Genomic DNA, 18,981 nt, shown 5'->3' on the forward strand with positions numbered 1-18,981 from the left:
ACAGGAATTAAAATAATAGAGGAAAAACCATATAGTAACCATACACGAACCATACAGAGTTGTTTTTAAGTCTTGGTTTTACTACCTTCGATATACAACAAACTATATATTCCGGTGAAAAGCACCAATTACATCTCCCTGCTTCTATTATTTAGTTTTTCATTTATTTTAAAAGCTCAAGAGCGACCCCCTATCAATATTTTTTACTCAAATGACTACGGTGGGGAGTCTCAAAACTGGTCGGTTTCGCAATCGGAAAAACGTAATATATACGTTGCCAACAATAAGGGTTTATTGGAATATAACGGTGCAAAATGGAATTTATACGAATCTCCAAACCAAACCATTATCCGTTCCGTAAAAGTAAAGGATAGTTTAATTTATACGGGCAGTTATCGTGATTTTGGCTATTGGAAAAGAAATAATTATGGTGTTTTAAATTATACTTCTCTCTCTAAAGAACTCGGCATAGAATTTTTAGAAGATGAAGAGTTTTGGAATATCATGTTTCTTGATAAGTCAATACTATTTCAATCTCTAGACCGTATTCTTATTTACAACACATCCACAAAAGGGTATAGCACTATTGGTTCTGAAACTAAAATTTCTAGATTATTTAAGATTAGTTCAAATTTTTATTTTCAAAGTTTAAACAAAGGTTTGTACAAAATTGAAAATGGTAAAGCACTTTTGGTTTCAGATCATGACATATTAAAGAGCAATGTGATTGTCAATATTTTTAATCATAATAATGCTACTTTAATACTAACTCAGGATAAAGGTTTTTATAACCTCAAGGATAATACTATAATACCTTGGAATATCCCTGCCAATAAAACACTAGCCGATGTAAGTGTTTTTAGTTGTATTCAACTGAAAGATAAGAGTTATATGTTGGGGACTATTTCAAACGGAATAATACATTTAGAAACTACAGGCAAAATAAATTACCAGATAGCACAGGCAAATGGGTTGAGTAATAATACAGTGCTGGCGATACACGAAGATTTAGATAATAACATATGGCTTGGTTTAGACAATGGGATCAATTGCATAAACATGAATTCGCCTTGCACTATTTATTTTGATAGTACAGGAAGAATAGGTAGTGTATATACTTCTAAGGTTTATAATGACATGCTGTATTTAGGAACCAATCAAGGGTTGTTTTGTAAGCCATTAAAAAATAATGGAGATTTTCAGTTTGTAGAAGGCACACAAGGTCAGGTTTGGTTTTTGGATGTTATTGATAAAGTTTTGTTTTGTGGTCATAATTCGGGCACTTTTACAATTAAAGATAAAAAGGCAAATAAAATTGCCAACGTTCAGGGCACATGGCAAATAAAACCAATAAAAGAACATGATAATTTGTTGATTCAGGGAAATTATGATGGCCTGAATATACTTCATAAAAATAATGGACAATGGCAATTAAGAAATAAAATAAAAGGTTTTGATATCTCTAGCAGATATTTTGAATTTTTAAATACTGAAGAAATTTATGTAAACCATGAATACAAAGGTGTTTTTAAACTGAAATTGAATACTAATTTTACGGAAGTACTGACATTTTCTAGAGATACTTTAGTAGTAAAAGGTTTAAACTCTAGCCTTATAAAATATGATGGAAATTTGTTATACACGATTAGAAAAGGTGTTTTTAACTATGATACGCTTGATAATAAATTTAAAAAAGACACTTTGTTGAGCCAGTTAATAGAGAAAGCAAATTTCACTTCTGGTAAGTTAGTATCTGATAATAGTACCAATAAGTTATGGAGTTTTTCTTCAAGGGGCATCAATTATTTAACGACATCAAAACTTAGTGGAGAAAAAAAAGTAAATGCAATTCCTTTTCCTGAAGAGATTAGAAAAGACGTCGTAGATTATGAGAGCATAACCCAATTAAAAGAACAAAAATTCTTGTTGGGATCCACCAGCGGATATATCGTTGTTGACTTAGATAAAATTGTAAACCACGAACATGAAATTAATATCAATCAAATTTCTGTAAGTAGATTAAAAAATAACGATTCTATCAGACTTGTTGATATCACAACTAGGGCAGAATTTAAAAACAAAGAAAACAATATCAAGTTCTCCTATAGTATATCAGAGTTCTTTAAAACCCAAAAACCAGAGTACCAATACAAATTAGAAGGTATTTATGATACGTGGAGCGATTGGACATCTAATGGAGATGTGTTATTTGAAAACCTTCCTTACGGCAATTATAAATTTGTTGTAAAAGGAAGAGTAGGTAATCAAGAAACTTCAAATACGGCCTTTTATACTTTTAATATAGACAGGCCTTGGATGCTTTCAAATATTGCAATTGCTGCATATGTTATCGGTCTATTGCTCTTCTCTTTATTAATGCATAACATTTATAAAGGTTACTACAAAAAACAAAGAGAACGTTTAATGTTAAAAACAACGAGGGAATTTGAATTAAAAGAACTAGAAAACAAACAACAATTAATGCGTTTTAAAAACGAAAAGCTTAGAGAAGATATAGATAACAAGAATAGAGAATTAGGGATTTCCACAATGAACCTCATTAAGAAAAATGAATTTTTAAGCAGCATTAAAAAAGAATTGGAAACTATAGATGACAGCAGAAATATAAAAAATGTCATTAAAATAATTGATAGAAACTTAAACAATAACGACGATTGGAATTTGTTCCAAGAAGCTTTTAATAATGCCGATAAAGATTTCCTTAAGAAAATTAAACAAATACATCCAGCTTTAACAGCTAACGATTTGAGATTGTGCGCCTATCTTCGTCTAAACTTATCTTCAAAAGAAATTGCTCCCTTACTTAATATTTCTCCAAGAAGTGTAGAAGTGAAACGTTACAGGTTGCGTAAAAAAATGGAACTACCTCACGAATCTAATCTGTCTGACTATATTTTGGAAATTTAATTTCTACAACAAACCTGCTTTTTACCCATACATTACCGCAACATTTAGGGGCTTTTGTCACTTTAGTGTATAATTCCACCACGAATAAAAATCAGTAAAGCCAAGAGGTTATTTAGGTTATTCATAAAATACACCCTGTTTTTTTGTCATGTATATTTTTTGTAGCGGTATAAAATGTGGATTTCTTAAAGTTCGGCATTAATTTTAAACAAATCTTAAAACTAAACTAAATATGAGACAAAAACTCTTTAAAATTCTAATGTTCTTATGTTTTTCCTATGCAAGTGGGCAAACTATAGAGGTTAGTGGAAATGTACAAGACAATACAGGTGTTCCCATACCTGGTGTTAATGTGATTGTTAAAGGCACTAGCACCGGTGCCGTAACAGATTTTGATGGTAATTTTACTATTCCAGATCTACAAACGGGCGCTACTCTTGTTTTTAGCTATGTTGGTTATGTAACCAAAGAAATTGTTGTAGCTAATGCTACTAAATTAACCATTCAATTAGAAGAAGACCTTGCCCAACTCGATGAGGTTGTTGTTATTGGGTACGGTACTCAAACCAAAAAGGAAATAACTGGAGCAGTAAGTGTAGTTTCAAGTGAAACTATTGAAGCTCTCAAACCAACACGTGTTGAACAAGCATTACAAGGTCAGGTTGCTGGTGTTAATATTACTTCACAATCTGGTTCTCCCGGAGGAAATGCTACTATTAGTATTAGAGGGGTTTCTACAAATGGCGATAGTCGTCCGTTAATTTTGGTCGATGGTAATGTGATTGAAGACTTAAGTGTTATTAACCCAAACGACATTGAAAGTGTAAATGTATTGAAAGATGCTACGGCTGGTATTTATGGTGTAAGAGCGGCAAATGGTGTTATTTTAATTACCACTAAAACTGGTAGAAAAGAAATGCCATTGACTATTGAATATGATATGTACGCCGGTTTTCAAGAAACAACCAGAAAAATACCGGTCTTAAATGCTACCGAGTATGGTGCTTTAGTAAATGAAGCTTTTGCTGCAGGTGGACAAACACCTCCTTTTAGTGACTTGTCTCAATTAGGAATTGGTACAGATTGGCAGGATGAAGTGTTTCAAAAAGCACCAATTTTTAACCATAGTATTACTTTTAAAGGTGGAAAGGAAAAATCAACCTATTCCTTTAGCAGTTCGTTTATTACCCAAGACGGTATTGTAGGTGGCTCAAAATCTAATTTCACACGTTTTACGCAACGTGCCAGTTACAACTTAGATTTTTTAGAAAATTTTAAATTTACCTCAGGATTGTTTTTCACAAGATCCAGCAAACGGAATTTAGTAGAATCAGCATTGGGTTCTGTACTGTTTAATGCCTTGAATATGGATCCTACGTTATCGGTTTTTGATGAAAATGGAGATGCTACTATAGCGGAAGGCTTAGGTAACGAAGTTGTAAACCCTATAGCCCAAACCTTTAATGCGAATGACTTGACCAAGACCATTCGATTAAGTGGTAACGCAGGATTATCCTATAATTTTTTAGACCATTTTACAGCGCAAACAAACATTCAATTTAATTACTCTGAAGTGGATGGAAATGTTTTTAGACCTGTACAGAACTATGGTAGTGGAAAAGTGTTTAATGTAGATAGAAGTGAGATTGTTGAAACCTTAAATTATTTTAGGGATTATACTTTTGATGCATTTGTAAAATACGAAAACACCTTTAAAGACACTCATAATTTAAATGTACTTTTAGGGACTTCAGTCTTTAAGACAACTGGGGTTTTTACTGGGTTTAGAGGTTTTGATGTTGGCAGAACTGCAAGCATTGATTCAGCAGAAGAGGTTGAAAGTGTAAATGTCAATAGAGGTTTTGACCCTAGATTTGATTCTAGATTATTATCATATTTTACAAGAGTTCAATACGATTACAAAGGAAAATATTTGTTATCAGCAGTTGTTCGTAGAGATGGTTCCACAAAATTTGGACCAGAAAATAGATTTGGTTATTTCCCATCAGGTTCTTTAGGTTGGATTGTTTCAGATGAAGATTTCTTAGCAGATAGCAGTAGCATTAACTTCTTAAAGTTAAGAGCATCATACGGTATTCTTGGTAATGATAGAATTCCAGATTTTAGATACCTGTCTCTATTAAGCGGCGAGGGCACATATGTGTTTAATGATGCTGTAGTTTCAGGTGCTGCTCTAGGCCCTGTGGCAAACCCAGAAATTCGCTGGGAAAAGCAAAAAACCATTGATATTGGAGTTGATTTAAAATTATTTGACAATAAAATTGATATTACAGCAGATTACTTCAAGAGAACAACAGAGGATTTATTAGTAGTACCCCAGGTTTCAGGTATTCTAGGTGTTGGTGCTCCTGGAGCAGGCCCGCCTGTAGTTAATGGTGGAGAGGTTGAAAATAAAGGTTTTGAGTTCGCTATTGGATATTCAAATCAAATTAATGATAATTTCAAATTTGGAATTAAATATAATGTCACTACCATAAAAAATGAAGTATTAAATGTAAATACGGACGGTGGATTTATTGCCGGTGGTGCTTTTGGTGTGGGTCAAGATCCACCATCAAGAATGGAAGCGGGCCAACCAATTGGTTATTTCAGGGGGTTTAAAACTGATGGAATATTCCAGACCCAAGCAGAGATAGACAATGGTACTCCAATTAACAACCAAGTACTTCCGGGCGATATCAGATTTGTAGATTTAAATAATGATGGCGTTATTGATGATGATGACAAGACATACATTGGAGATCCGCTTCCCGATGCTACAATGGGGCTTAATATTTCAATAGACTATAAGAACTTTGATTTTCTAGCATATGCTTTCGCTTCAGTTGGAAACGAAATTGTTAGGAATTACGAGCGCAATCAACCCTTAACAAATAGAAGTGTAACCTTTTTAGACCGTTGGACGGGTCCTGGAACTAGTAATAGTACGCCAAGAGTAACTTCTGGAGCAACTTCAAACGGTTTATTTTCAGATTTCTTTGTAGAAGACGGATCTTTTATTCGCTTACAAAATGTACAGTTAGGATATACGTTCAAAAAGTTAATTGAAAATTCAAAACTTGATAAATTGCGACTGTACGTGTCTGCAAGCAACCTGTTTACATTAACAGAGTATAGAGGTTACGACCCAACAGCATCTTCTGGTGCACCAATTGGAGGGGGCATAGATCAAGGCTTCTACCCAAACCCAAGAACATATTTATTTGGAGTTAACTTAAAATTTTAATGTACTATGAGACTTATAAAAACTAAATACACGGTACTTTTTACCTTATTGCTTATGTACTCTTGTGGAGACGATTTTATTGATGTTGACCCACAAGACCCTAGTTCAAACACTTTTTTTAATACTGAAGCTGAATATAGATCGGCTCTGATCGCAGCATACGATCCCTTACATTCTACATATCTAAATGTAATGCTTGGTGAGATTGCATCAGACAATACTTTGGCTGGTGGCGAAAGCGCTACTGATGTTCCAGGTATTCAGGAAATAGATGATATGATTCACACGCCTGTAAACCAACAGTTAAGAGATATATGGAGTTGGATGTATGGTGGCGTTAATAGAGCTAATTTTATAATGGAATTTCAAGATAAAGCCGATTTCTCAGGAAAAAATGTTGTTTTGGCCGAAACACGCTTTTTAAGAGCCTACTACTATTTTGAACTTGTAAAATGGTTTGGTGACATTCCTTTTGTGGTTGATAGAAGATTTATCTTAGGTGAAGAATTTGACTTGGATAGAACGCCCAAACAAGAAGTTTATGCACTTATTGAGGAAGACTTAATATTTGCGTCAAACAACTTACCTGCTGTTCAGTCAGAAATAGGAAGGGCTACAAAAGGAGCAGCTCAAGCATTATTGGGAAAAGCATATTTATTCCAAAATAAGTACAGCGAAGCTGCTACTGTTTTAGAAGATGTAATTGCTACTGGTCCATATGATTTGCTTACGGATTATTCAACAATGTTTGAAAATGACAATGAAAACAATATTGAATCTGTTTTCGAAGTCCAGTATTCTGATGCTCAAGGAGCCGGGTTTGACTGTTTACAATGTAGTGAAGGAAATGTAGCTGTAGGGTTCAACGGTATTAGAAACTATTCTGGACCAGAATTCGAATCTGGTTTCAGTTTTAATGTTCCTGTCCAAGAAGTTGTAGATGCTTTTGAAGATGGAGACCTTCGTAAAGATGTCGCTATTCTAGATATAGACGCATGGGCCGAAGATACTGGTGCAACATTCGCTACTGGATATGAACATACAGGATACTTTAACAGAAAATATATTTCCCGTCAAGGAGATTTAAATACTGGAGATCCTAACTTAACTAACCCCAATAATTACAGGGCAATTCGTTTTGCCGATGTATTGTTAATGGCTGCTGAGGCATTAAACAAGGGAGCTATAAGCGACACGAGAGCACAGCAATACTTAAACCGAGTTAGAAATAGAGCTGGTTTATCTAATGTAAGTGTTACAGGAACTAATTTAACCAATGCTATTTATAAAGATAGACGTGTAGAGTTGGTCGGAGAGGGACATCGTTTTTTCGACTTGGTAAGAACCGGAAGAGCAGCCCAAGAGATAGATGGGTTTGTAGCAGGAAAGCATGAAGTATTTCCTATTCCATTAATTGAGATACAATTAGCAGGTAATAGATGGCAACAAAATCCACAGTATTAAAATAAAAAATTGAAAATATGAAAACAATAAAATATTTATTTAGCTTAAGTATTGTTCTGCTCTTCTTTTTGGGTTGTGCTGAGGACGATAACGATTTAAGTTTTGTAGCTGAAATTGCAGCACCATCTGATGTGTCAGCAGTTTTTAACATAGAACAAGACAATAGCGGAAAGGTATCAATAACACCAAACGCAACAGGAGCTTCAAATTTCAATATCACACTTGGAGACGCAACAGAACCTGTAAATGTCAAACAGGGAGAGAGTATCGATCACGTATATGCCGAGGGCGCCTACACTATTACGATTGTAGCAGTTGGACTAAACGGATTGACGGCTGAGACAACGGAACCGCTAGAGGTATCTTTTAAAGCTCCAGAAAATATAGAGGTAGTTATTGAAAACGATGTAGCTGTTTCCAAAAAAGTAAATATTACAGCAAATGCAGATTTTGCCATAATGTATGAATTTTATTCAGGAGAAGATGGGGTTACGCAACCAGTTTTAACGGGTAATATTGGAGAGACAATTTCTTATAACTATGAAAATGCTGGAACCTATGATGTTAGAGTCATTATTAAGGGAGCTGCAATCGAAACAACAGAATATACCGAAACGTTTGAGGTTACTGAGATTTTAGCACCGATAACATCTGCACCAAGACCAAGAAACAGACCTGAAGAAGATGTAATTTCAATTTATAGTGCTGTTTATATGGATGTTCCAGATACTGACTATTTTCCAGATTGGGGACAAGGTGGTCAAGGTAGCTCTTGGGCTGAGTTTGATTTGAATGATGATAAAATGTTACAGTATATAAACTTAAGCTATCAAGGCATTGCTTTAGCGGATGGAATAACTGTAGATGTTTCGAATATGGAATACTTGCATCTTGATGTTTGGACTGCTAGTGAAGGTATGCGAATAGAGACTTCCCTAATAAATAATACAGCTGGTGGAGCTACGGAGGCGCCGGTTTGGAGCGATTTAACTACTGGAGAATGGACTTCCATAGAAATTCCTATTTCAGATTATACAGATCAAGGGTTAACAGTTACAGAAATTTTCCAGATGAAATTTGTTGGAGAACCTTGGGCTGAAGGCACAGTATTTATTGATAATATTTATTTTTATAAAGAAAGCTCGGCACCATTTAATGATGGTTTATTGACCAATGGGGATTTTGAATCAGGAAGTGATCCTTGGATTGTAGGCGTAGATGACAATACACCTGTAACTGTAGTAACAGATTCTGGAAACACCTATTATTCTGTGAATGTAGCTGCTGCAGGAAACCCTTGGGAAGTTAATATGAGCCAGAAAGTTGAAATTATTCAAGACGAAACATATACGCTCATTTTTGATGCTTGGTCAGATACGAACAGATCTATAGTATCTGGAATTGGCTTAAGTGCAGATCCGTGGTCCAGTACCACAGAAGCAGTTACTATAACGCCTACAAAAACAACCTATTCATTAACATTGGTTGCAGGAGGTTTTGGTGCCTTAGATGCAAGAGTAATATTCGATTTGGGAGCAGATGCAGGTATGGTAAACATAGATAATGTCTCTTTGTTTTTAGGAGATGGCCCATTTGATGATGGTTTATTGACCAATGGCGATTTTGAAGCTGGAAGCGATCCTTGGATTGTAGGCGTAGATGATAATGCTCCAATAACTGTGGTAACAGATTCTGGTAATACCTATTATTCAGTAAATGTAGCTGCTGCAGGAAACCCTTGGGAAGTTAATATGAGCCAGAAAGTTGAAATTATTCAAGACGTAACCTATACGCTTACGTTCGATGCTTGGTCAGATACAAACCGATCTATAGTAGCTGGAATAGGTTTAAGTGCAGATCCATGGTCTAGCGAAACAGAAATTGTTGACATTACAACCACCAGAACTACTTACACACTAACACTCACCTCAACAGGTTTTGGAGCCTTGGATGCGAGGGTTATATTCGATATGGGAGCAGATGCAGGTATGGTAAATATCGATAATGTCTCTTTAACCTCTAATTAAATATTAATACTTAAAAGGCAATTATGAAAAATTATAAATATATAGTAACATTTATCTTAAGCGCACTTGTTTTAGTTGGGTGTCAAGATGAAGATCAGGAATTAGGAGAATTAATTGCTCCAACCAATGTCCAAGTAACTGCTGAAATTGTTGGTCAGGACACTAGCAATCCTTTTGGAGACGGCTCTGGACTTGTGAAATTTGTAGGTTCATCGGATAATGCGCTTACCTACAGATACGATTTTGGAGATGGTTCAGATGTAGTTTCTGCGCCATTAGGGGTTGTTTCGCATGTATTTGCAAAAACAGGTGTAAACACATATACGGTTACAGTTTTGGCTTCGGGCACAGGAGGTATTACTACTTCTATGAGTATGAACATTGATGTGTTTAGTTCTTTCGAAGATGAAGAAGCCAGAGACCTATTAAGTGGTGGCGCTGGACTAAGTAAAACATGGTATTGGGCAGCAGATAAACCTCAAAATATTGGTTTAGGACCAAATGAAGTTCAAGCAGGTGGAGAGCATACATTCAATGCGTGGTTCCAATCTACAGCATGGCATTCAGACAAATTATGTATGTATGATGCAGAAATGGTGTTTTCACAATCTCCTGATGGAGACTTAACATTTGAGCAAATAGCAGGTCAAGCATATCTTCCCGGTGGTTTCGCAGGAGAATTAGGTGTTGCTGGAGATACTTGTCATGGTACCGACGTCGTACCATCACTAGTGGGCGTTAAAAATGTTCAACTCGTACCTTCTTCTTCTATTGCTACTATAGATGGTGGTTATAGAGGCACAACTATTAGTTTTACCGATGGAGGTTTCATGAGCTGGTATGTAGGCAATAGTAACTTTGAAATTATAACAATTACAGAGGATAGATTACACGTAAGGGTTACTGAACCAGGTTTTGCTTGGTATTGTGTTTTTCAAACAGATAACCCAAACGATTAGGGAAACACTATTAAGTGAATTTATCCTTAAAAATGTTTGCCAAAGAGGGAGTCATATGGCTTCCTCTTTTTAGTTTTAGTAACTATACAAAAACAGATTTATTCCGCATTAGATAATTATTATAAACAATACATTTAATATAGAAAATTTAACCTTATCTCAATTAATTGCCTGTTTCACTAAAATAGAAGAAAACCAAAACATACAACAAACCTATTACCGACCTATACATTACCACAACAATTCTACTATTTTGAGGCAAGCCCTCACAAACCCTTAATAAAAGTATAATTCAACAAAACACTATGTTTATTGATGTTTTGTCTAAATATGGCATGTTTTTTTATCATGTATGCTTTTTGTTGCGGTAAAAAATGTCGATTTAATAATAGTATGGGTTAAGTTTACACTAATCAGGCTTGCCTTCTTACAAGTCAGGATTTAAGTTTTATTCAAAGCAGTAAAAACCAACAAAAACTAATCGACATATATTAATTATGAATGTTACGCAAAACAACTTTTTAAAGTTAATCTTCATGTTATTTGCCACAACATTATTTGCACAAGCAGATAAGGTCGTTGTTCAAAGCAATAGTGATGGCATGTTTCTTACCGTTAATGGTGAAAAAATGATGATTAATGGTATGAATTGGGATTACTTCCCAATCGGCACCAACTACAACTACAGTCTCTGGAAACAAAGTGATGATATTATTAAAGCAGCATTGGATGCTGAAATGGGATTACTTAAAAACATGGGTGTAAATACCATTAGGCAATATACTGGTGTGCAACCTAAATGGATCAAATACATCTATGAGAATTATGGTATCTACACAATGCTTAACCATTCATTTGGACGTTATGGATTAACTCTCAATGGTGCATGGGTTGCTGTAACAGATTATAGAGATCCAGCAACGCAAGAGTTGTTGTTGTCTGAAGTCACAGAAATGGCTGAAACTTATAAAAACACCCCAGGACTGTTGTTATTCCTTTTAGGTAATGAAAATAACTATGGTCTGTTTTGGGCAGGTGCCGAAACAGAGGATTTTCCAGATGAAGAAGATAAAAAACGTGAAGTTGGGGAAAAACGTGGAAGACCCATGTATAAATTGATGAACGACGCGGTTCTTAAAATGAAAGCAATAGACAGTAATCATCCCATGGCAATTTGTAATGGAGATTTCTTGTTTGCAGATATTGTAGCCGAAGAATGTAAAGACATAGACATCTATGGTGTAAATATGTATCGTGGTAAATCTTTTGGAGATGCTTTTGAACGTGCAAAAAATGAACTTAATAAACCAATTCTATTTACAGAGTTTGGTTGTGATGCATTCAATGCCATTACAAACAAAGAGGACCAACGCATGCAAGCATTTTTTATGGTGGAAAACTGGAAGGAAATCTATCAAAATGCAGCTGGCTTAGGAAAAGCGGAAAACTCTCTTGGAGGTTTTACATTTCAATTTAGTGACGGTTGGTGGAAGTACGGGCAAACGAAAAACTTGGATGTTCACGACAACAACGCATCTTGGGCTAATGGAGGCTATTATCTCGATTTAGAACCAGGGGAAAATAACATGAATGAGGAGTGGTTTGGGATTTGTGCCAAAGGGCCAACAAACGATAGAGGGCTTTACGATTTATATCCAAGAGCTGCATATTACGCATTAAAGGAAGCGCATAGTTTGGATCCTTATGCTAAAGATGTAAGTGCAGATTTTGTGGAAAATTATTTTAATAATATAGAATTAATGGAAGCGGTACTTAAAGCTAGAGGCGATAAGGCAGCTTTAACTGGTGGTAGTTCAGGAAAAATTCGTGTTAGTAATTTAAGAGCCGAGTTTACAACTTATAATACTGGTGGTACTTTACTAGAAACTCCAGATAGTCCAGATCCTGATGCTAACACATATCCAGATCAGTTAGGTTTCGACCATATGCAATCTTATTTTATCGGAATAGAAGGCAATCCTGCTCCAAATATGAGAGCAGAGGTGAATTTCAATATCCTTGGAAATGTGGCTTCAAATCCAATAGACGAAATTTTTTATGAAAACAGAGGGCGTCCTATAACAGTTGAAACAGATGAAGGTCCGGTTGTTATTGCAGATCCTAACCGTGTTCAAATTTATAATGCGTCTTATGAATGGAGTACTAAGGGTTTTGATATCAGAGGATTTTACAGAACCGGACACTACCATTGGGGTTATGATGGTGATTTCTTCGGTCTGTATCCTGAAGCTAATTACGGGCCTAACTTAGACATCTATAACGGTGAAGTTTCAGGTTTTGAAATAGATGGAAAAAAAGCATTAAAAGGATTAAAAGCTGCCTTTGGTCCTCAATTATGGTGGGGTGCAAACCCAGCAGTACTTTTAAAATACAGCACTAAAATTGGAAAGTTTGATGTAACTGGCGTATATCACGAAGATATTGATGATATAGGTGAAGTAGTAACTTCAAATGCAATTCCAATGCCTAAAACCCGTAGGTTAGGATTGCATATTGAAAGAGAGTTTGGACACTTCGGAATTGAATTAGGAGGTCTTTGGGCTGGTGAACCATTGAACGGTAGAGAATTTCAATTTACAGAGGGAGAGCCAGGAAACTATACCGTTTTTACGGATGAAATTAATTCAGATGACAACTGGGGCGCTAAAGCAAAAATCACATATTCTAAAGGAGGGTTTAATTGGTACGCACAAGGAGCAGCCATGGGATTGGTTGCTAATGGTGGCGCAGATGCTACGAGAACTTTTACAGGCTGGAAACTTAAAGATAGCGGAAGCGGAAACCAAACAAATTTCTTGACAGGGTTTGCATTCAACGCAGGTAAATTTCAAATAGCACCAAACTTTTTATGGCAAAAACCAATTGTTGGGCCCATGCCAAACGATGTTCAGGCTCCAGGAAGATTAAGAAATATATTTAACGATCCATTTGCTGTAAGAGGAAATAGAGAAACCACAGCAGGCGAGCTTTTAATAACCTACGACCCTACGCCGGGAACTTGGATGTACGAATGGGATAACGATAGGGCCGAAGATGCCAAATTAGCATTTAATTTAGGTTTTGTCTTCAGGCACCACCCAACGGCTCAAGATGCGGCAATAGGATTTTTAAGCAATCGTACATTATTTGCATTCCCAAACTCAGCTCCGGCTCAAGATTTATGGGAAGCACATACACGAATCGTTTCAAAAGTACATCCAGACTTAGGGCTTATCGCAAATTTATATGCAGGTAATGCACAAGCTAATGGTAGTGACGACAGATTAATTAAGCGAGTAGGTGGAGATATTAGGGTGATTTATAACAAATTAAAATTGACACATTCTTTTAAAATTAACGATTGGGGACCTTTTGATTACCATCGGGATTTCAACTTAACCTATCCCGTGCAGTTAATGTTAGACCTTTCGACAACACTAGGAAAACCAAAATGGTTTGTGCTTCCAAATACTAAGGTTGGTATTCGAGGTACGTGGCGTTCTTTGAATGAGAATTCGCCTAGATATGCACCAAATGCTGTAGCTCCCAACACCTTTCCTCCTGTTCCAACCGCAAGTACTGTTGGTTTTGATGATGGAAGTGAGTGGGAAATAAGAACATATGTACACATCAACATTGGAAAATAAAAAAGATATAGAAATGAAAAACATAAAATTTATATATGCAAAAGCAGCATGTTTACTAGTATTGGCATGTATTGCCTTTGTAAGCTGTGAAAGAGATCCTTCAGATGAAGTAGAATTTGCTCAATTTCCAGCAACTGCTGAAATATTTATAGATGCACCAATTGGTTTGGGTACCGATTTTTATTTTCCTTACGGAGGATCAAAAGCAACGGCGTGGTCTGTGGATGATGAAGTAAGTTATAAGGGAACTGCATCCATGAGATTTGATGTACCGGATGCAAACGATCCTGAGGGAAACTATGCAGGTGCTATATTCAGAATAGATGGCGAAGGTTCTGGTAGAAATCTATCAGGATTTGATGCCCTAACTTTTTGGGCAAAAGCATTACAATCTGTTACAGTCGGGGAATTTGGTTTTGGTGAAGATTTTGGTGAAAACAAATTTTTAACCACAAGAACCAATGTAAGCTTAACCACAAACTGGAAAAAATACATTATCCCTATTCCAGACCCTTCTAAATTAATTCAAGAACGTGGCATGCTAAGATATTCTGCAGGTGGTATTGGACCAGTTGGTGCAGAAGTAGGATACACATTTTGGATAGATGAAGTACAATTCGAAAAACTGGGCACTCTTGCACAGCCCCAACCAAAAATGTTAAACGGTGTTGACGTTGAGGAAACTACTTTTATTGGCACTACAATAAATTTAGCAGAACGCGGACTGACACAAACTTACAATTTAGAGACAGGTGTGAACCAAGTAGTTACTGCAGCACCATCTTATTTTACATTCAACTCTACAAATCCAGAAGTTGCAAGTGTCAATGAGTTTGGGATTGTAACTGTTTTAGGTTCTGGAACTACTAAAATAACTGCTACAATAGCTGGTGTTGAAGCTAAGGGCTCATTAACTATTGAATCTATTGGAACTTTTCAAGCTGCTCCTACGCCAACACGACCCCAACAAAACGTAATTTCTGTTTTTAGTGATGCCTATACAAATATTGCAGTAGATTATTATAACGGATTTTTTACCCCTGATGGGCAAACAACTTTAGGCGGTGCACCACCGGCAACATTAGGTACTGGACAAGTTATTAATTATACCGCATTGAATTTTGTGGGTATCGGATTTTTTCTAAATGTCGCATCAGTCAACGCCACAGGAATGACACATCTCCATGTGGACATCAACGTACAAGAAGTAGTGGATCCAGGGGATTTTATTAGAATCCAATTGTTGAATTCAGTCGGAAATAACGAAACATCTGGAGCTGTAACCCTGAACAGTTCTCAATTAATATCCGATCAATGGGTAAGTTTCGATTTACCATTAGCAGATTTTGCAGGTTTATCAGCTAGAAATGAACTTGGGCTTCTATTCTTCATTTCAGATTCTACCATTTCCAACATTTTTGTGGATAACATTTATTTCTATAAAGAATAACAAGCGGATTATAACATTCAAAAATAAAACAATGCATAAACTAAATATACATACAATGAGAATAAGAGCAATAGCTATTACATCTTTTTTGCTAGTGTCATTTTTTGTAATCTCTAGCTGTTCTACAGACGAAACTCAAAGAGTAACAAACTTTACCAAATTAACAATGTTTGATGAGTTTGATACAGACGGCGCTCCAAATTCTGAAATCTGGAATTATAACATTGGTACAGGTCAAAACGGTTGGGGCAATAACGAATTACAATATTACACAGACCGAACAGAAAACGTTACCGTACAAAACGGTGTGTTAATAATAACAGCCAAAAAGGAAGATTTTAATGGATCTTCATACACTTCAGCAAGACTTTTAACGAGAGGTAAATTCGAACAAACTTACGGGCGTTTTGAAGCACGCATAAGGTTGCCTTACGGAAAAGGTATTTGGCCAGCATTCTGGTTATTAGGGGACGATTCTGGTGGTACGGAAGTTTGGCCGCAAATAGGAGAAATAGATATTATGGAGTATGTAGGAGATAAACCTAATAGCATGTTCGGCACCGTTCACGGCCCCGGTTATTCTGGAGGGGAATCCGTAAGTAAATCTTTTGTTTTACAGAATGATAGATTCGATACCGGCTTTCACATTTTTGGAATTGAATGGGGCCCAGATTATATCAATTATTATGTAGATGATGTGCTGTACAACCAAATTACACCAGAAGATGTTCCTGGAGAATGGGTGTTTAATCGCGGACCATTCTATATTATAATAAATATGGCGGTTGGTGGCGCTTTACCGGGAGCTCCAAATGCCGAAACACAATTTCCACAGACCATGCTTGTAGATTACGTACGAGTGTATGAAAGAAACAACTAATTCAAAATAAAAATATACAGGTTACTTAATTCAACTTTAAAATTAAAAATAACATTATGAAAAAATTAATGAGCACTTTTAAATATATATCAATTTTGATAGTAGCATTAGCCTTCGTAGGATGTGAGGAAGATGATGCTGTTTTACCTAAAGTTGAAGCAGGCTTCACATATACGCTCAACGTAAATACTGGAACCGTAACTTTTATAAACATTTCTGAGAATGCAAATGCCTACGAATGGGATTTAGGAGACGGCACGAGTTCTACATTGATCAACCCCGTAAAAACCTATGCAAACGGCACCTATACCATTGTTCTAAAAGCAAAAAACGTTGCAGGGGCTTTTGATACGTTTGAAGACACAATCACAATCGCAATTCCCGAAGTTGTAGCTTTTCCTATTACGTTCGATAATGCCGATGTTGACTATGGCGCTACGGTTTTTAACGGAACAGCTTTTCAGATTGTCGATAATCCAGCACTTTCTGGGTCTAATGCAACTGCTTCTAAAGTAGGCGAAATAACTAATAGCGGTGCAGCATTTGAAGGTGTTGCTTTTGAATTAGGAGAAGATTTAGATTTATCTACTGACAAATCTGTAAAAATGAATTTCTGGTCAGATATCCCAATTTCTATTTTATTGAAACTGGAAATTACCGAAAGTGATGCTGTTGAAACAACAGTAAGTCACGGCGGTACTGGATGGGAAGAGTTATTATTTAGTTTTAGTTCGTCAAAATCGTACCCTAAGATTGTCATTTTTGTTGACGGGCCTGGTACTACATCTGGTAAATTTTACATCGATGATTTGACTCAGGTTGAAACACCACCATTACCATGTATTGCAGAAACGATGCAGTCTTTAAACGCAGCAGATTTCAACTTAACATTTATGGCTGATCCTTCTGCAAGTGTTATCGAAGACAATACGACTTTTGAATATGCAGACAATCCAGATGCATTAACAGATGCAAATAAGAGTTGTAAAGTTGGTAAGGTTACAAACAGCAACCAAAATCCTTGGGATAATATGCAAATTGATTTAGCAGATAAATTAACCTTTACTTCTGGGTCAAATTTCACTATGAAAGTTTATGCGCCACAAGCTGGTTATAAAGTTACTTTAAAGTTAGAAGAAAAAGGAAATGCAGGAAATGCTAAAGAATTCCCTTCTACTGAGGCAACTACAAAAACCAACGAATGGGAAGAATTAACTTTTCCTGTTGAAGCTACAGACAGCAATAAATACGACAAGATTGTCATATTCTTTGATTTACAAACACAAAACGGAAACACTTATTTCTTCGATGATTTAAAATTAAACGCTGGAACTGGTGGCGGCGGAGGCGGTGGTGCTTTTGACGACGGATTGTTAACAAACGGTGATTTTGAAGATGGCAGTACTGCTTGGATTGGAAACGCAGTTGATGTTCAAACAGAAGGTGGAAACTCCTTCAACTTTGCGAATGTGATGACGGCAGGTAATCCTTTTGATGTCAACTTAAGTCAAGTAGTGCCCATCACTCCTGGAGCAACTTATGCACTTTCCTTTGAAGCTTCATCGGACGGTAATCGTACAATGTTGGCTGGAATTGGCTTAAACCAAGACCCATGGAGCAATAATGTATCTGAAGTTAATTTAACAAGCACACCGCAAACTTTTACATTGGAACTTAAGGCAACAGACCCAGCTTCATCAACGGATTTTGGTGGTGCAAACAGTCGTGTCATATTCGATATGGGAGCTGCAACAGGTGTTGTAGTTATAGATAATGTGTCCTTATTCTTAAAAACCGGCACAGGTGGTGGTGGCGGAGGCGGTGGCGCTGAAGGAGAGTTTACCACAAACGGAGATTTTGAAACTGGAGATACATCAGGTTATACCATATTTGATGCAAATGGTGGCGTTTTTACAGTTACCAACGAAGAATCCAATGGTGGAAGTTTCTCAGGAAAGTTAACCTCTGGAGAAGGTACAGAAGTTGTTGTAAAACAAGCCAATATTGGTATTGGAACTGTAACACCAAATACTGAAGTTACGATTACGTTTGATATGAAGGGCACTTTGATGGGTGCTGGAGGTGTTATTTTTGTTGAGTTTTTCTCTGAGTTAGCAAGTGAGGGTGTTTCTAAAGCTGAAATATTAAGTGGAGGACCTTTGGCGCCTACAGCCGAGTGGCAGTCTTTCTCGTTCACAACTACAACTGGAAATGATGTTAGCGGAGGCGTGACAGTACAATTAAAAACCGCTTGTGGCCCAGTTAGCGGTTGTGGTGTAGAAGCTTATTTCGATAACGTTTCAGTAAAATTCGCCAACTAGATTTCGATGAAAATAAAATAAAGGGCTAGTTTAAACTAGCCTTTTAAATATTCAACCA

The 18,981-nt window shown here is 36.4% G+C and carries 9 protein-coding genes; all 9 read left to right on the forward strand.

Going from position 1 to position 18,981, the window contains the following annotated elements; all coding sequences use genetic code 11:
• Positions 1-114: 114 nt before the first annotated feature.
• The 9 genes from ABXQ82_RS01010 (at position 115) to ABXQ82_RS01050 (ending at position 18,923) form a co-directional block, all read left to right on the forward strand.
• The gene (locus tag ABXQ82_RS01010; RefSeq protein ID WP_367053614.1) at positions 115-2,928 is read left to right on the forward strand and encodes a LuxR C-terminal-related transcriptional regulator; all 2,814 of its coding nucleotides are present in this window, start codon (positions 115-117) and stop codon (positions 2,926-2,928) included.
• 232 nt (positions 2,929-3,160) lie between these two features.
• Entirely contained in the window at positions 3,161-6,175 is a 3,015-nt protein-coding gene (locus ABXQ82_RS01015; protein WP_367053616.1) for a TonB-dependent receptor, read from the forward strand.
• A 6-nt stretch (positions 6,176-6,181) separates the two neighbouring features.
• Positions 6,182-7,639: a RagB/SusD family nutrient uptake outer membrane protein gene (locus ABXQ82_RS01020; RefSeq protein ID WP_367053618.1), complete on the forward strand. Its 1,458-nt coding sequence runs from the start codon at positions 6,182-6,184 to the stop codon at positions 7,637-7,639.
• 17 nt (positions 7,640-7,656) lie between these two features.
• Complete coding sequence (locus ABXQ82_RS01025) at positions 7,657-9,666, forward strand: carbohydrate binding domain-containing protein (RefSeq protein WP_367053620.1); 2,010 nt, start codon at positions 7,657-7,659, stop codon at positions 9,664-9,666.
• Between the two features lie 23 nt (positions 9,667-9,689).
• The gene (locus ABXQ82_RS01030) at positions 9,690-10,625 is read left to right on the forward strand and encodes a PKD domain-containing protein (RefSeq protein WP_367053622.1); all 936 of its coding nucleotides are present in this window, start codon (positions 9,690-9,692) and stop codon (positions 10,623-10,625) included.
• A gap of 497 nt (positions 10,626-11,122) precedes the next feature.
• Entirely contained in the window at positions 11,123-14,272 is a 3,150-nt protein-coding gene (locus ABXQ82_RS01035; RefSeq protein ID WP_367053624.1) for a glycoside hydrolase family 2 TIM barrel-domain containing protein, read from the forward strand.
• Positions 14,273-14,285: 13 nt separating this feature from the next.
• The gene (locus ABXQ82_RS01040) at positions 14,286-15,722 is read left to right on the forward strand and encodes a carbohydrate-binding protein (protein WP_367053625.1); all 1,437 of its coding nucleotides are present in this window, start codon (positions 14,286-14,288) and stop codon (positions 15,720-15,722) included.
• Between the two features lie 55 nt (positions 15,723-15,777).
• Positions 15,778-16,602: a glycoside hydrolase family 16 protein gene (locus tag ABXQ82_RS01045; protein WP_367053627.1), complete on the forward strand. Its 825-nt coding sequence runs from the start codon at positions 15,778-15,780 to the stop codon at positions 16,600-16,602.
• A 56-nt stretch (positions 16,603-16,658) separates the two neighbouring features.
• Positions 16,659-18,923, forward strand: a complete 2,265-nt coding sequence (locus tag ABXQ82_RS01050; protein WP_367053629.1) for a carbohydrate binding domain-containing protein — start codon at positions 16,659-16,661, stop codon at positions 18,921-18,923.
• Positions 18,924-18,981: the final 58 nt, after the last annotated feature.

This window comes from Algibacter sp. 2305UL17-15 (genome assembly GCF_040720935.1).
Classification (GTDB): Bacteria; Bacteroidota; Bacteroidia; order Flavobacteriales; family Flavobacteriaceae; genus Jejuia.

Excerpts from the sequence above, each read along its gene's own strand:
- ABXQ82_RS01020 (WP_367053618.1), top strand. The coding sequence starts at position 6,182 with ATGAGACTTATAAAAACTAAATACACGGTACTTTTTACCTTATTGCTT.
- ABXQ82_RS01045 (WP_367053627.1), top strand. The coding sequence starts at position 15,778 with ATGAGAATAAGAGCAATAGCTATTACATCTTTTTTGCTAGTGTCATTT.
- ABXQ82_RS01015 (WP_367053616.1), top strand. The coding sequence starts at position 3,161 with ATGAGACAAAAACTCTTTAAAATTCTAATGTTCTTATGTTTTTCCTAT.
- ABXQ82_RS01025 (WP_367053620.1), top strand. The coding sequence starts at position 7,657 with ATGAAAACAATAAAATATTTATTTAGCTTAAGTATTGTTCTGCTCTTC.
- ABXQ82_RS01040 (WP_367053625.1), top strand. The coding sequence starts at position 14,286 with ATGAAAAACATAAAATTTATATATGCAAAAGCAGCATGTTTACTAGTA.
- ABXQ82_RS01030 (WP_367053622.1), top strand. The coding sequence starts at position 9,690 with ATGAAAAATTATAAATATATAGTAACATTTATCTTAAGCGCACTTGTT.
- ABXQ82_RS01035 (WP_367053624.1), top strand. The coding sequence starts at position 11,123 with ATGAATGTTACGCAAAACAACTTTTTAAAGTTAATCTTCATGTTATTT.
- ABXQ82_RS01050 (WP_367053629.1), top strand. The coding sequence starts at position 16,659 with ATGAAAAAATTAATGAGCACTTTTAAATATATATCAATTTTGATAGTA.